This window comes from Portibacter lacus (assembly GCF_021533215.1).
In the GTDB taxonomy this organism is placed as follows: Bacteria; Bacteroidota; Bacteroidia; order Chitinophagales; family Saprospiraceae; genus Portibacter; species Portibacter lacus.
In genome coordinates this window covers 200,949-216,962 of the sequence record NZ_JAJNKA010000013.1, presented here as the reverse complement: position 1 = coordinate 216,962, position 16,014 = coordinate 200,949, and the positions used below count along the sequence as shown (strand labels likewise).

Annotated in this window: 14 protein-coding genes; all 14 read right to left on the bottom strand. The window is 36.7% G+C overall.

Annotation, left to right across the window (positions count from 1 at the left end):
* Window positions 1–325 precede the first annotated feature (325 nt).
* Window positions 326–1,228 (bottom strand): hypothetical protein, encoded by a 903-nt coding sequence (locus L2586_RS19690; RefSeq protein ID WP_235294663.1) that lies wholly within the window; start codon window positions 1,226–1,228, stop codon window positions 326–328.
* Between the two features lie 62 nt (window positions 1,229–1,290).
* A complete protein-coding gene (locus L2586_RS19685) occupies window positions 1,291–1,905 on the bottom strand; it encodes a hypothetical protein (protein ID WP_235294662.1) in 615 nt (204 codons plus the stop codon).
* Window positions 1,906–1,972: 67 nt separating this feature from the next.
* On the bottom strand, window positions 1,973–2,599 hold the full coding sequence (locus L2586_RS19680) for an outer membrane beta-barrel protein (RefSeq protein WP_235294661.1): 627 nt from the start codon (window positions 2,597–2,599) through the stop codon (window positions 1,973–1,975).
* Window positions 2,600–2,743: 144 nt separating this feature from the next.
* Window positions 2,744–3,349, bottom strand: a complete 606-nt coding sequence (locus L2586_RS19675) for an outer membrane beta-barrel protein (protein WP_235294660.1) — start codon at window positions 3,347–3,349, stop codon at window positions 2,744–2,746.
* Window positions 3,350–3,406: 57 nt separating this feature from the next.
* Window positions 3,407–4,000 carry an outer membrane beta-barrel protein gene (locus L2586_RS19670; RefSeq protein ID WP_235294659.1) on the bottom strand — a complete coding sequence of 198 codons (594 nt, stop codon included), beginning with the start codon at window positions 3,998–4,000 and terminating at the stop codon, window positions 3,407–3,409.
* Window positions 4,001–4,425: 425 nt separating this feature from the next.
* Entirely contained in the window at window positions 4,426–5,871 is a 1,446-nt protein-coding gene (ftsZ, locus tag L2586_RS19665) for a cell division protein FtsZ (protein ID WP_235294658.1), read from the bottom strand.
* 25 nt (window positions 5,872–5,896) lie between these two features.
* Window positions 5,897–7,246, bottom strand: a complete 1,350-nt coding sequence (gene ftsA, locus L2586_RS19660) for a cell division protein FtsA (protein ID WP_235294657.1) — start codon at window positions 7,244–7,246, stop codon at window positions 5,897–5,899.
* A 23-nt stretch (window positions 7,247–7,269) separates the two neighbouring features.
* Window positions 7,270–8,061, bottom strand: coding sequence for a cell division protein FtsQ/DivIB (locus tag L2586_RS19655; RefSeq protein WP_235294656.1), 792 nt, complete (start codon window positions 8,059–8,061; stop codon window positions 7,270–7,272).
* A complete protein-coding gene (gene murC / locus L2586_RS19650; RefSeq protein ID WP_235294655.1) occupies window positions 8,054–9,418 on the bottom strand; it encodes a UDP-N-acetylmuramate--L-alanine ligase in 1,365 nt (454 codons plus the stop codon). Before murC ends, L2586_RS19655 begins: the two co-directional genes overlap by 8 nt.
* 3 nt (window positions 9,419–9,421) lie before the next feature.
* Window positions 9,422–10,516, bottom strand: a complete 1,095-nt coding sequence (gene murG / locus L2586_RS19645) for an undecaprenyldiphospho-muramoylpentapeptide beta-N-acetylglucosaminyltransferase (RefSeq protein WP_235294654.1) — start codon at window positions 10,514–10,516, stop codon at window positions 9,422–9,424.
* Complete coding sequence (locus tag L2586_RS19640) at window positions 10,500–11,681, bottom strand: FtsW/RodA/SpoVE family cell cycle protein (protein ID WP_235294653.1); 1,182 nt, start codon at window positions 11,679–11,681, stop codon at window positions 10,500–10,502. Before L2586_RS19640 ends, murG begins: the two co-directional genes overlap by 17 nt.
* Window positions 11,682–11,738: 57 nt before the next feature.
* Entirely contained in the window at window positions 11,739–13,028 is a 1,290-nt protein-coding gene (gene murD, locus L2586_RS19635; protein ID WP_235294652.1) for a UDP-N-acetylmuramoyl-L-alanine--D-glutamate ligase, read from the bottom strand.
* A 1-nt stretch (window position 13,029) separates the two neighbouring features.
* Window positions 13,030–14,295 carry a phospho-N-acetylmuramoyl-pentapeptide-transferase gene (gene mraY, locus L2586_RS19630; RefSeq protein ID WP_235294651.1) on the bottom strand — a complete coding sequence of 422 codons (1,266 nt, stop codon included), beginning with the start codon at window positions 14,293–14,295 and terminating at the stop codon, window positions 13,030–13,032.
* A 229-nt stretch (window positions 14,296–14,524) separates the two neighbouring features.
* Entirely contained in the window at window positions 14,525–15,997 is a 1,473-nt protein-coding gene (locus L2586_RS19625; RefSeq protein WP_235294650.1) for a UDP-N-acetylmuramoyl-L-alanyl-D-glutamate--2,6-diaminopimelate ligase, read from the bottom strand.
* Between the last annotated feature and the right edge of the window lie 17 nt (window positions 15,998–16,014).

Genomic DNA, 16,014 nt, shown 5'->3' with positions numbered 1-16,014 from the left:
CAGCACTCTTGCCTGACTCATTCTCTTTCAGAGCCTTAATAATTTGTGTTTCTGTAAACTTACTTCTTTTCATAATAATTCAAATTTAGTTAATTTTAGATTTGTATTATTTTTTGGTAAGGCTACACTCTAAATCACCCATTTTATTTAAATATAAATAATCCTGCTTGTCCTAAAAAACATAAATAATATTTCCGGTCGTTGAATTCTCAAAACAAATTTGATTTAGATGTTTTATTGATGCATAATTATAAATCATTAAAACAAGAAGTCGAAAAATTGAATAAAGCGCTAGAATTACTACAAGGTGAGTAATGAAATAGAATTATTCGATTCCATATAAGGCAATAATTTCTTTACGTGTTTTTTCATCTGCCATTTGGAAGCCGAAACCACTTTGGCTTCCAAATATTTGATACCCAAACTTCAGCCCGTAATACCGATCGATCAGCATTTTAAACGGTGTTTTACCTAATTCATTTGCCTTCACCGCCTGATGTACCACTAGAAGGTATTTTTCCATCGTTTCAAGGCTCGAATGTTGAACAACTGACCACATCACGGATTCATATTCTTCACCCACCAAGGACCTTCCTACATAAGCATTGTAAATCTGGAACATAGAATCGATACTTTTTTGGTTTTGACGGTCGAGGAGATTTTGTTTAGTCCAATCTGTTTTATCACCCTTCCTATATTTTGCGTCTGCACTGTTAATCCTTTCCATTGTTAAAAGGGTATTAAAGTCCAGATTATTCTCTTTAGCATAAGCTTTTAGATCAAGTGGAACTTCATTATCTCCTGAATTCTTACAAGTCTTGACTTGCTTATTAATGTCTTCGCGCAACAAATCATAAGATTTCGAGTCAAATAACCCCGCAGCTAGAAAGTACTCACAACTGCCTTCAGCTTCTTTAAATTTTGCATACGCTAGTCTAATATGCTCCTCGCTTTCCTGCATTGATAAAAAGACCGATAACACATTATAATAGTCAGCTCGATTAAAATTACTTGGGTTGTTTTCTACGGCTGCTTTAGTTTCTGAAAGAATCATCATAGCATGATTATAATCTTTATCAGAAACATTGCTTTGCAAAGGTTGATATGCTAGTATCTCATTTTCATAATTCTTGTAGGTAAATTTCTGAGCACTAACCTGAGCTTTACCATTTGCAATAATGAAAGCCCATATAAATATGGTTGTATAAAGACGTATATAATTATTCATTACGATTTTCTTTATTAAAACTTCAATATAAATGATCTATTCCTTTTAGAAAAGATGATGATCTAAATATTAAAATCAAATCGATACCCCAAACCTACTTGGAGAAATCTGTTTTTAGCATATATTTTCAAAGGGCCCATAAAATACTGAACAGTGTTAGCATTATTTGAAATACTTACCAAACCAAAATTGTACTTGATTACAAGATTAATCTTAGCTACTTCAATATTAAAACCCGCAAGAATTCCAAGATCAGTTTGTCTATAAAATTCACGGGAAAATGTGAACCTATTCCTATCTTTACCACCATCAACTAAGGCTAAATATCCAAAATTCATTCCTCCGATAAGATTTAATGGCCCTATAATATGAACTGCTAGCCCTGGTATAAATCTTATATAATGCATATTGTGTTCAAGATGACCTAAAATACCATCAGACTCATAACCTTCCAGAGAATACTGAAACTCTCCTTGAGCCGTTAACCACTTTGAAATCTTAAACTTCGGAGTTGCGCTCATGTAATACTTTAGAATACTTTCAGTCGTCAATTCTTCTGTTTTCAACAAAGTTGTCTTCCCATAATTTATCCCGCCTTCCATAAGCATTGAAATTTGAGAAAATCCAAAACTAATTGTGATAACGGTAAAAACTACAGCAAAAAGTAGACGCTTCATAGAGGTTATTACTTAGTGAATGGATTGATTACGTAACTGCCTTAGGGCAGAAAATGTTAAATCAATTTCAAATCTTAAAATCAATTCTATAGCCTACTCCGACTTGTAGAAATCTGTTTTTAGCTTTTACTTGACCTAAATCGCTCCCTTGAATATCCGTTAAATTTAAATCAAATATACTAGCAACACCGTAATTATATTTGAATGCAATATTGAATTTATACAGCGCGATATTAAATCCAGCAAGAATACCTAAATCATCGTTATCATAAGTTCCTTTCGATACTTTAGAACTTGAATTTCCGTTTTGGATTGTGGCAAATGCTAGATATCCATAATTTAATCCGCCAATCACACTAAACGGTCCCATTATTCCTAGTTCAAGTTCAGGTTTAATTCGAATATAATGTAGGTTATGTTTTTGATCAATTGGGTGAGGACTATAACCATCACCTAAACCAAAACCTTCCACCGAATATTGGAATTCGGATTGCAAAGTGAATCGATTCGTGAGCTTGTATTTAGGAATACCACTTATATAATAACCTAAGATATTTTCATTATTTAGGATATCATTCTTCGTAAGCTTAGCCTTACCATAATTCGCTCCACCTTCTATCAATATTGAAATCTGAGAAAAGCCAAAACTGATGGATAAAATACAAAGTACAAGTGAAAAGATGAGCTGTTTCATAGTGATCATTAATGGGTTAATTGATGATATAATAACTATAAAATTTAATCTTTATTGCAGCAATTATTAAACAAAATGATGTTTGTCTTAACTTGGAAAAAGTTTGTTTCCCAAACTTATAAATGACTAAAAGGGTAAAAACTCTTAATCCTTAAAATCTATTCGATAACCCAAACCTACCTGAAGAAATCTGTTCTTACCTAAACCTTGATCAACTACTATTCCTTCAACATCTGTAACGTTAATATCAATTATACTCGTTAATCCAAAATTGTACTTTACAGCTAAGTTGAATTTATTCATTGTATAATTGATTCCTGTTAATAAGCCAAGGTCACTGGACTTATAAGTGCCTTTCGGAATTTTAAAACTAGATCCTCCAGTACATCCTCCCGTTGTTGCAATATATCCGATATTCAAACCACCTAACACACTTAATGGGCCAAGAACCTTCAATTCAACACCTGGAATTACTCTCACATAATACAAATTATGCTTATAGCCATTCTCGAAGCCTAACCCTTCTATGGAAAACTGGAATTCTGATCTCAGATTCATCCTATTGTTAAGGCTATACTGAGGCATTAAACTAAGGTAACCACCAGTGATATTTTCGTGTTGGTAAATGTCAGTTTGGGTAACTGCCACCTTTCCATGATTCACTCCTCCTTCTATTTGAAGAGCATACTGAGAAAAGCCAACACTAATAGAAATCAATGAAACAATAATAGTAAGAAGTAAATTTTTCATAAGCCTTAAATTTTAAATTGCATAATAATTTCTATCATGAATGATTGATTACAAATTCTACTCTAACAGATAGCCAACACCAACTTGTAAAAATCTATTTTTTGTCTTTAAATCTAAATTTTTTCCTTCAAAATCAGTCAGTTGAGTTTCAGAAATGCTATTCATTCCATAGTTATATTTAATAGCAATGTTAACATTTGAAAATGTTAAATTGATACCGGCTAATAAGCCAACATCATTTTTTTCAAATGCTCCTTTTGAAATAGGATCTCCATCTTGGGTTTTAGCCAATGCCAGGTAGCCATAGTTCAGCCCGGCAATAATTCTTAATGGCCCTACAATTTTCAATTCAACTCCAGGAATCACCCTAATATAATGAAAATTATTTTTTGTTTGACCTGAAATACCGTTAAATCCATATCCTTCTAAAGAATATTGAAATTCAGATTGTAGTGCTAACCTATTGGTTAAGTTAAACTTAGGCGTTCCACTTAGGTAATAACCTATTATATTATCATTCTTGATTAAATCATTTTTGCTTAATGTGGCTTTTCCATAATTGGCACCACCTTCAACTAAAAATGATATTTGACCTGTGCAAAAACTGATGGTAACGAAACTTAAAACAAGTGAAAAGATTAGACGTTTCATAGAGATTTTTATTTAGTTAATTGATCAATCATATAACTGAAACAGATAACCTTTATTGCACCATTAGAAATAAATAAATCAGTCGATGTCATTGAAACAAAACCAAGAAAAGGGACGAGCATTGAGTTCATCAAACTAGTTTACTAAGTGATTTTCCAGTCTTTTATCAGCCTTCCACCTGAAAATCAGGACAACATTCATAACCGATGATTTATTTGGGGAATCTAGAATCACGACTCTCATTTTATCCATTGATGTTATCGCAAGAAAGCGAAAACATCAAGAAAACAGTTCTTCGGACATTGATGTCGTCGGCTGAAAGCGATAACATCAAGAACACAAAAAAAAAGTGCCTAGGCGGGGACCCAGGCACACAATAAACCAATCTCATAAAAAGATAAGACTTATAAAAAAGACGAAAATTCTTAATCTACATTGTCATGTATGTAGCTGTTTCCTGCTCGTAAGCCATCGTCATCAATACTTACGGTATATCTACCTCCTGGATGAACTGAAGAATGTTCTACGTCTTCCAACTTGACATTTCTTCGTGCATACGCAGGAACTTTTGTGTATTCATTTACAGTCTTAGGATCATCTAGATTCTTGTGATTATTAGACCTTAATGTTTCTCTTCTCGACTCCTCTAACTCTCTCATTCTTCTATCGAACTCGATCTCCTTCTGAGAACGCTCATCATGCTTCTTCATGTCATAAAGATCGAATGCTTTTTCAGCATGAACCTGAGTAACATTAACTTTAATTTCAGGTGAATCAAATTCAACTGTTTCTCCCATATTCGTTTCTAAATGAGTAGAAAAAATATCATCGTCATCTTGCTCTTGAATTCCCATTTCTGGCTCCAAAGGCACAACAATTCTTTCCACTTCTCGCTTAGAAGGACCTCTTCCTTTTTCTTCGAAACCCGTTGCAATTAGGGTAATGCTCAATTTATCACCTAATTCAGGATCGTTACAGTGTCCCCAGATAAGGTTCGTTCCGTAACCAGCTTCTTCCTGCATATATTCCGTAATCTCGCCTAACTCTGACATCGTTACTTCATGTTCTAATGAAGTCGTAATATTCAATAAGATATGCTGAGCACCTCGAATATCGTTATCTTTTAATAGTGGCGAACTAAGTGCATGCTCTATGGCAACTTTTGCTCTATTTTCTCCACCCACTAATGCGTTCCCCATAATGGCAACACCTGATGTTCTCATTACCGTATTCACATCTTCGAAATCCACATTGATCTTACCTGGAACGGTAATAATCTCTGCTATTCCTTTCGCTGCTGTCGATAATATATTATCCGCATTGGCAAAGGCTGTTGTTAATTTAAGATCTCCATATATCTCCCCTAGTCTATCGTTAGAAATTACTAGAATCGCATCTACATGAGCTTTCAGTTCCTCCATCCCTTCTAGCGCTTGTCTTGATCTTGTCAATCCTTCGAACTTGAATGGTAATGTTACGATACCTACGGTAAGAATGTTTAAGTCCCTTGAGACTTTAGCGATAATCGGCGCTGCACCAGTTCCTGTTCCTCCACCCATTCCGGCAGTGATAAATAGCATTTTCGTGCCATCATCTAGAAACTTACGCACTTCTTCTACAGACTCGATACAAGCTTGCTTTCCTACTTCCGGTTTAGAACCTGCTCCTCGCCCTTCCGTTAAGGTAGGCCCAAGGCAAATTTTAACAGGAATCGGACTTTCTTCCATGGCCTGATTATCTGTATTACAAATGGCGAAATCTACACCTTTTATTCCATTCTCGAACATGTGATTTACTGCATTGCTACCGCCGCCCCCGACACCGATAACTTTGATTATGGATCTATTGTCTTTTACTAAGTCAAATAACATAATTATGAGTTTCTATTGTTATCTATTAAAATTCTGAATCTGGACTTGCTTCGAAAAATTCTTTAGCATATGTAAAGAGGTTTTCATACCATTTTCCGGATTGCTTTTCGTCTAAAGTGAAGTCTTCTTCGTCAGCCATTGCCATTTCTGCTTGCTTCGGCTCCTCTTTCTTAGGTGAAGAGAGATCTTCTGTATGTCCCGTTACTTTTCCTTGTTCTATTGCTGTAATCAATAAACCGACACCTGTTGAATAAATCGGACTATCGACCATTCCATCGTACTTGTGAGCTAAATGCTCAGTCGGTATACCTATTCGTGTACTCATACCCGTATGGTATTCTGAAAGCAAGTTGATGTTTCTCAATAAAGATCCACCACCTGTTATCACGATTCCTCCTAGAAGCTTTCCTTCGAAACCTGACCTACGAACTTCCCAAAGCACGTAATCAAAGATCTCCTCTACCCTTGCCTGAATAATTCTAGACAAATTCTTTTCACTTATTTCTTTAGGTTCTCTTCCTCGGAATCCCGCAATCGTTATGATTCGATTATCTACGATCTCTTCTGCTAATGCAGAACCAAATCTTACTTTTAATTTTTCAGCATATTCTTGCATTACCGTACATCCTTCCTTAATGTCATTCGTGATCACACCTCCTCCGAATGGGATAACTGCGGTATGGCGAATAATGCCATCTTTGAATATGGTAATATCTGTTGTTCCACCTCCTATATCTACAAGGGCAACTCCCGCTTCCTTCTCTTCTTTACTTAGAACTGCTGCTGCAGAAGCTATAGGTTCTAAAGTGATATCTGCTACTTCTAGACCAACTTTCTCCACACATCTTAGTATATTTCTAGATGCAGTGACCTGTCCTGTGATGATGTGAAAATTAGCTTCTAACCGAACACCTGACATCCCTACTGGATCTTGAATATCCTGCTCATCATCCACCGTAAATTCTTGTGGAATAACATGAAGTATCTTGTCACCTGGTGGCAACACCAAGCGATACATATCATTTATTAATTTTTCGACATCCTCGTTGCTTATCTCTTCCAGACCTTCTTCTCTCATCAATATTCCATGATGATGAATACTCTTAATATGCTGACCTGCAATACCGACATGAACTTTCTTAAATTTCACGTTGGCACTCTTCTCCGCAATACTAACAGCCTCGCTGATCGCCTTTACCGTTTTATCAATATTGGAAACGACCCCCCGATTCACTCCCTCAGATTTAACTTTACCCATTCCGAGAATTTCTATCTTCCCGTATTGGTTTCTTCTCCCCGCAATCGCACAAATCTTCGTAGTTCCGATATCAACGGCTACAACTATTTCGGATGTACTTGTTTTAAATTCATTCATAATGAACCTGTTTTTTGTCTTTTTTAATTACTTTTCACTACCACTTGTTCCTCATATTTCAAATCGAGGTAGGCATATTTTCCCCAGCCTAACCTTGTTAATCCTTCTTTATAAAATACTTTAAGTTTATACATTTTCTCTTCCAGATCATACACCGATCCTAACATGATCTTCTCTTTCCCGATCTTCGGTATCAATAAATAATCTCCATTTTTTTCTATATGCACCTGCTCTATTAGAGAGGTTAAAAAGTCATCCTTATAGATCTTCGTAGCCAATTCAAAAATATCTTGAAATTGATGCCCTTCGATCTTATTGTACTCAGCTGTATAAGGCTTAATATCACCCGTCACAACTGGAACTCTCACGGTCGCTACTGGACTTAAAGAAAGATATTCTCCCTTATCATCCAGATAGAATTTTTGAGCTCCATTATTAATTCTCACAATAGGATTTTTCTGAACCAATTCCACTCTTAACACATTCTTCCCATCCAGATACACCTCCGCACGCTCTATAAAATCATTATTATCCAGCACATCTTCGATCTTCATAATATCTAGATCTTTGATTTTTATTCGCTCGACATTATACCCCAAACTCTTCCTCACTTCATCTTTAATATAATCTGAACTAATCAGTCGCTTCGTTTTGTCCTTATAAGAAATGCTTACATGAAAAGCTTTAACGCCAGCCATCTTCTTCTCCTGAATCGCTAATCTAGTGACCACAATTAGGGACACTATTCCGATGAGGATCAAACTGATCTTCAGAAATCTATTTTCGTCTATATATGTTTTTATTTTGTTAATCATATTTATTAATCCAATCCCTAATTAAGGGAGCAAAAACATCAATATTTCCTGCTCCTAAAGTCATCAATATTTCTGGAGATCTTTGTTCGATCTCTTCCATTATGGATTCTCTTTGAACCAGTTTTTTATTTTTTATGTCAATTTTTTCTAGCAACACACTCGAAGTAACTCCTTCCATAGGTAATTCCCTCGCTGGATATATCTCCATTAATAACAGCTCGTCTACCTTCCCTAGCTCTTCTGCAAAATCATCCATGAAATCATTCGTCCGACTATATAAGTGCGGTTGAAATAAGATGGTCAATCTTCCATCAGGCCAAAGCTTTCTTGCAGAACTAATCGCTGCTCTTAATTCGCTCGGATGATGCGCATAGTCATCTATGTAGATCGTCTTGCTACCAGCTGTTATGTCAAATCTTCTCTTTATTCCACTGAATGTCTTTACTCCAGCTCTTATCTTCTCTTCTTCGATTCCTAATAATTCGGCAATCGCAATCGCGGCTGCCATATTCTCTGTATTGTGATCTCCAGGCAATGCTAACTCTAAATCTCTTATCTCATTAAAATCAAATACTTGCTTCCCATTCAGAAACCTCAGATTTGAAATTTGAAAGTCATCGTTATGCTTTCCATATTGGAATATCTCTATTTTCCTTTTCTTTAATTCCTCGATGAATTTGCTATCAAATTGACCTAAAAGATCTTCCTGCATAATCACCTTCCCTCCATCATTCACTTTATTCAGAAAAATTTCAAAGCTTTCCTGCATTTTATCTTTCGCGCCATAAATGTCCAAGTGATCAGGATCCATCGAAATAAGTACCGCTATTTCAGGAGACAAAGTATGAAATGATCGATCGAACTCATCTGCTTCTATTACTGTCCACTCACTTTCGCCGTAACAGTAATTCGAACCGAAATTATTAGCAATGCCACCTAAGAAACACGAAATATCCATTCCGCAAGACTTCAGCAAATGCGCAGTCATAGAACTGGTCGTTGTCTTTCCATGTGTGCCGGAAATGGCTATACATTTCTTAGATCTACTAATCAATCCTAGTACTTCTGATCGCTTCATGATTTCAGATCCTCCAGCACGCAAATGATTCAATTCTTTATGATCCTTTGGTATTGCAGGTGTATACACCACTAAATCAATATCCTCAGGAATCATCGAAACATCATCTTCGTAATGAATTTTCATACCTTCACTCACTAACTTTTTAGTAAGCACTGTTTCTGTTTTATCGTAACCTTCTATTTCTGCACCTCGCTGATGAAAAAATCTCGCTAAGGCACTCATCCCTATTCCACCAATTCCGATAAAATATATCTTCTTTAAAGCATCTAACTTCATAGATTACTTTTTACTCAATTCAATAATCTCATTCGCAATGTCCTTCGCAGCAGTTTCTTTAGCAAGGGCCTTAATATTATAGGTCAATGTTTTCTGCTTTTCTGCATCATCCATTAACTCCATTACTTGCGATACGAGCTTTTCCTTTACCTCAGCATCCTTCACCAGAACGGCTGCTTCAGCATTTACAAGTGCCATCGCATTCTTCGTCTGATGATCTTCCGCCACATTCGGTGAGGGAACGAGTATCGCAGGCTTTCCAACGATACATAATTCGGAAACTGTTAATGCTCCAGCTCTACAAATTACAACATCAGCTGCCGCATAAGCTAACTCCATTCTCTCTAAGAATGCTACCGGAAATACATTCGGTAACTGAGCGGTTTCACATTTCACAAATTCCTCATAGTAGATCGAGCCCATCTGCCATATCCATTGCACATCCGGTTGATCTGCTATGAGTTTTGTGTTCTGTTCCATCGCTTCATTTAACATTCTTGCACCCAGACTTCCACCAAATAAAAGTGTAGTTTTCTTATTTTGGTCTAGTCTATAATGAGTTACTGCCTCCATTTTTAAATCCGCAAGATCAGATATATCTTTTCGAACAGGATTGCCCGTAAAAACTATCTTTTCCTTTGGAAAGTATTTTTCCATATCAGGATAAGCCACGCAAATTTTCTGCACTTTCGAAGCCAATATTTTATTGGTTACTCCAGCGTATGAATTCTGCTCTTGAATCAGTGCAGGCACTTTCTGTGCAACGGCCATCTGCAAAAGTGGACCAGAGGCGTATCCTCCAACTCCTACAACCACATCTGGCTTGAATCGCTTCACAATCTTTCCTGCTCGAAACAAGCTGCTTAACAACTTAATCGGAAACATTAAATTCCGTAATGTCAATTTTCTATGAAACCCACTGATCCAAAGACCTTCTATGGGATATCCCGCTTTCGGGACTTTTTCCATTTCTAACTTTCCTTTCGCACCTACAAACAATATATCTGCGTCAGGTTTTATTTCTTTTAAAGCATTTGCAATCGCAATTGCTGGATATATATGACCTCCTGTTCCACCTCCACTAATGATTACTTTCATCTTCTTCTATTTCTGTCAGTTCTACATGTTGTAATTTTGCTGTTTCTACATATCTACTCACACTGAGTATTATTCCCAATGAAATACACGTCATAATCAAGGACGTACCACCCATACTTACAAGCGGCAAGGTCAATCCAGTCACGGGGAGCAGATTAACGGATACCGCAATATTTGCAAATGCTTGCACCACGATATTCAGACAAAGTCCCATCGCCAATATGGCTCCGAACGTTTTCGGACACTGCGTCACCATTTTCGTACACCTGATTAATAATCCTAGGTATAAAGCCAGAATTAATAAACCTCCTATCAACCCATATTCTTCACAGATAATCGCATAGATGTAATCTGCATATGGTACAGGTAGGTAGTTTCTTTGAATACTATTTCCAGGCATCACGCCGAACCAACCACCTTCTGCAATTGCTATCTTCGACTGCTGCACCTGATAACCACCGTCGCCTCCACCTAGAAATTCTGTAACCCTAGAAATCCAAGTCTCTATTCTGATATGTTCTGGAAAAGCATAGCCTATAATCACTACTAATGAAAAGGCTGCTATCCCTACAAACATGAGTAGAAATAGAAACTTAACCTGAACCCTTCCTATAATCATCATTAGCAAACAAGTAAAAAACAACAATGCTGCTGTAGAGAAATCTGAAGGCATAATCAGTCCACACACTATGATCACTGGTATAATCAAAGGCAAAAAGGCACTCTTTAGGTCTTTTATAATCTCTTGCTTCTTAGAAATAGATCTCGCCATAAAAATGATGAGCGCTAGTTTCGCAAAGTCCGATGTCTGAAAACGCTGATCTATCCAAGGAATAGTCAACCATCTTCTCGCATCATTAATCTCAGGACCGAACATTATAGTATAAGCTAATAATGGAATAGCTATCAACAACAAGATCGGCGCCCACTTAGAATATTGCATGTAGTCTAACTTATAAGCTACATACATACAACCCATTCCAGCACCCAAAAAGAAAATTTGCTTTAACAACTTCAGCTCAGTATTTCCACCATGCACCTTATAGGCCATAGAACCTACAGCACTATAAACTGCCAGTACCGAAAATATAGCAAGGATCGTAACGATAAGCCATATCAGCTTATCACCCTTCAACCTATTATATACTAAAGCTATTCCAGACAAATTTTTGTAGTTTTCTTATTTTGTACCTTAATGTATTTTCTTTTATATTCTGTTCTCTTATTCTTCTCCTAAGCTTTTCACTGCCGCTATAAATTGCTCTCCTCGATCTATATAATTCTTAAATAAATCGAAACTCGCACATGCAGGACTTAGCAACACCACATCTCCTTTTTTCGCACTCTTCGATGCAGCTTTAACTGCCTCCTTCATCGATTCCACCTCACTTCCTTCACCGAACACTTCTTTAAGCTTCGTATTATCTATTCCTAGATATATTTTCTTTACAACCTTATCATTGACCAATTTTAAAATCGGCTCATAATCATTGCCTTTATCTGTACCTCCTACGATCCATACCACATTTCCTTCCATCGCATCTAGCGCATAAAAGACCGCATCCACATTCGTTGCTTTGCTATCATTGATATACGTCACTCCATTTTTAATGGCCACAACTTGTAATCGATGTGCTTCATTTACAAAAGTCTCTAAGCCTTTCTGTATATCAGCATCTGATAATCCGAATCGCTCTACAACCTGAATGGCGCACAAGGCATTAAATCTGTTGTGCTTCCCTTTCAATGTCGTATTCGTAGTGTCAAATATTTTCCCGCTTTCCGTTGAAAGCTGATTATTTTTAATTTCTTCTTCACCTATCGCAATAGATCTAGGCTCATTGTTTCTTAAGGCTAAGTCAGCATTGTAAACCAACAAGTCTTCACTCGTTTGATTCATTGCGATTCTCCATTTAGACTTCACATAATTTTCAAAATCATAATCATATCGGTCTAGATGGTCTGGTGTAATATTTAGCAAAACAGCAATATCTGGTCTAAAATCTTTAATTCCATCCAGTTGAAAACTGCTTAATTCTAAAACATACACTTCACACGGTTCATCTTCATAAACTAACCTCGCAAAGCTTTTCCCAATGTTTCCACCAACTTGAGCATGAACACCAGCTTCTTTCAGCAAGTGGTAAATTAGTCCGGTCGTAGTGGTCTTGCCATTACTTCCTGTTATTCCTATAATTCCTACCTCTGTGTAATAAAATCCAAATTCTATTTCAGAGATAATGGGCACCTTGTAATCGTTCAATCCTTTTATTACTTTGGTTTGATCAGCCACGCCCGGACTCTTAACAACTAATTCAAATTCTTTCAACTTTTCAATACTATGACCTCCTTCCTCATATGGCACATTGTGCGCTTCTAACTCTGCTTTATATCTATCGGTCAATTTTCCGTATTCTGAAAGGAAAACTTCTTTTCCCTTCGACTTCGCTAAGATTGCAGCTCCTACTCCACTCTCTCCACCTCCTATTATAGCGACTGACTCAAATGTCATCTTATCTCATTTTCAATGTGATAATGGTCAATATGGCAAGCATGATCCCAACGATCCAAAATCTGGTTACGATTCGAGCTTCGTGCATGCCTAATTTCTGGTAATGATGATGAAGTGGCGACATTTTAAAAATTCTCCGTCCTTCACCGTATTTCTTCTTAGTGTACTTAAAATAAGACACCTGTAATATCACACTGATGGTCTCTGCTAGGAATATTCCACATAAAATCGGAATCAATAATTCCTTCCTAATCAAAATGGCAAACACTGCTATAATCCCTCCTATGGTTAACGACCCGGTATCTCCCATAAAAACTTTCGCTGGGTAGGAATTAAACCATAAAAATCCAACACAAGCCCCTAGAAAACTAGCTGCAAAAATCACCAGCTCTTCCGATCCTGGTATATATAGTATATTCAGGTAATCGGCCATAATGGTATTACCCGAAACGTACGCTAAAATTCCTAAGGTCGCACCTATTATTGCTGAAACCCCAGTGGCTAATCCATCTAGTCCATCCGTTAGGTTGGCTCCATTCGATACCGCAGTCACAATAAAGATGATTATGGGCACGAAAAGTATGAATATGAACTTAGAGGCGTTATCTCCTAACCAGCTTAGCAGCACATTGTAATCAAAGTTATTGTCTTTAAAGAAGGGAACATTTGTTAAAGTCGTTTTAACATAAGCCATTTCCACTTCCTTATCCGCTTTTCCTACTTGAGTATACTTCGTCGTAAATGTTTCCTTTATTTCGTAGTTCTTTGCTATGGCTTCCGCCTTAGTCACTCGAACTGTAATATCTGGATGAAATAGCATGGTTAACCCTACGATTAATCCAATTCCCACCTGACCTACAACCTTAAACTTTCCAGCTAATCCAGACTTATCTTTCTTAATAACCTTAATGTAGTCATCTATAAATCCTATGATGGCTAACCAGATGGTGACCGTAATCATTAGAATGATATAAATACTCCCCAGCCTACATAAAAGTAAAACTGGCACGAGAGTTGCCATTATAATAATTATACCGCCCATGGTAGGAGTTCCAGCCTTCTCCATTTGGCCTTGCAAACCGAGATCCCTAACCGTTTCTCCTAATTGCAATCTTCTCAAAGAACTTATGATCCGGTTACCGAAAAGCAAACTGATCAATAAAGAGAGCAGAATAGCTAATCCAGAGCGGAAAGATATATATGTAAACAAACCTGCACCAGGCAGGTGAAATTTGCTTTCTAAAAATTCAAATAAGTAATAAAACATAGTCTCATATGAGTTTAGAGTTTTAAGTTTAGAGTTCATAGCCTTAGGCCTTACCTTCACTCGCGACTCTTAAAATCTAGCTTCTAATTTATAGTTTAACTTCTCTCAGCTATTGCTAAGTTTTTTTATTCTTAGTTTAATTCTAAAAAACAGCAGGATTCAAAACTTTTTTCGAATAACCTGCTGTAACTGTTAAAACCAACCTGAGAATGATAATAGAACCTAAATTCTATCTCTTCTGCCCGAGAAATTCTCGGACTATTTCTTTGTCATCAAAGGGGAACCGCTCACCTTTAATTTCTTGATATTTCTCGTGTCCTTTTCCAGCGATTAGCACAATGTCTCCAGCTTGTGCCATGCTTAGTCCAGCAATAATTGCCGATCTTCGCTCACTGATTCTGATCATTTTTTGAGTTTTATGCTGAGGTATTCCTGGCACCATGTCATCGATAATATCTTCTGGATCCTCATTTCTAGGATTATCAGATGTTAATATCAATCTATCGCTTTTCTCACTTGCAATTTTTGCCATTTTCGGACGCTTCGACTTATCTCTATTTCCCCCACACCCGACTACTGTAATAATCTGGGTAGTAGCTCCTTTCAATTTCTGTATCGTATCCAACACTTTTTCTAACGCATCTGGTGTATGTGCATAATCCACAATGGCAAATACATCTGCCTTTTCACCTTTTATAAGATCAAATCGACCTTCTGCACTTTGAAGTGAGCTCAGAATTTGCAAGACTTTGAATCGGTCTTGATCAAGCTCCATTGCTACACCAAATACAGCTGTTGCATTATAAGCATTAAACTGCCCTACTAATTTCAAGTGAACATCTATATTGTTCATTTCTAATTGTAGGCCTTCTACAGAACTCTCCATGATCTTAGATTTATAATCCGCAATCTTTCGAAGACTATAGCGTCTTTTATTTGCTTTAGTGTTTTGTATCATAACTTCTCCATTACGATCATCACTGTTTGTTAAAGCAAATGCCTCAGGTTTCAACTCATCAAAGAACTTCTTCTTAGCGCTTATATACGCTTTGAACGTTTTATGGTAATCCAGATGATCATGTGAAATATTTGTAAACACTCCACCACGGAAATTCAATCCCGCTATTCTATTTTGATCAACTGCATGACTACTTACTTCCATAAAAACATACTCACAACCTTCCTCATTCATCTTCCACATTAGCTCGTTCAAGGCTACCGAATCCGGTGTTGTAAGCTGTGCAGGAATCGTTTTCCCTGCAATTATATTTTCTACTGTAGAAACCAAGCCTACTTTATAGCCTAGTTTCGTAAAAAGTCTGTACAAAATTGTTGCTACAGTCGTTTTACCATTTGTCCCTGTAATCCCTACTAACTCAAATCCATTAGATGGATAATCATAATAAGCAGAAGCCAATCTCCCTGTCATTTCCGATGAATCCTCTACTTTTATATAAGTAACCTTTTCATCTATTCTATCTGGCCACTTTTCGCAAAGCACAGCGACAGCACCACTTTCTATAGCTTTCTCTATAAACTGATGGCCATCTAAAGTAAATCCTTGAATTGCTGCGAATAAAAATCCATCTACAGCTTTTCTTGAATCCAGCGTGATGCCTGAAATTTCAATTTCATCACTACCTTTTATTTCAAAAGGCAATCCAACAGTTAATATTTCATTCAGTGTTTTCAATATATTCATCTATCTTTTTAGACAAA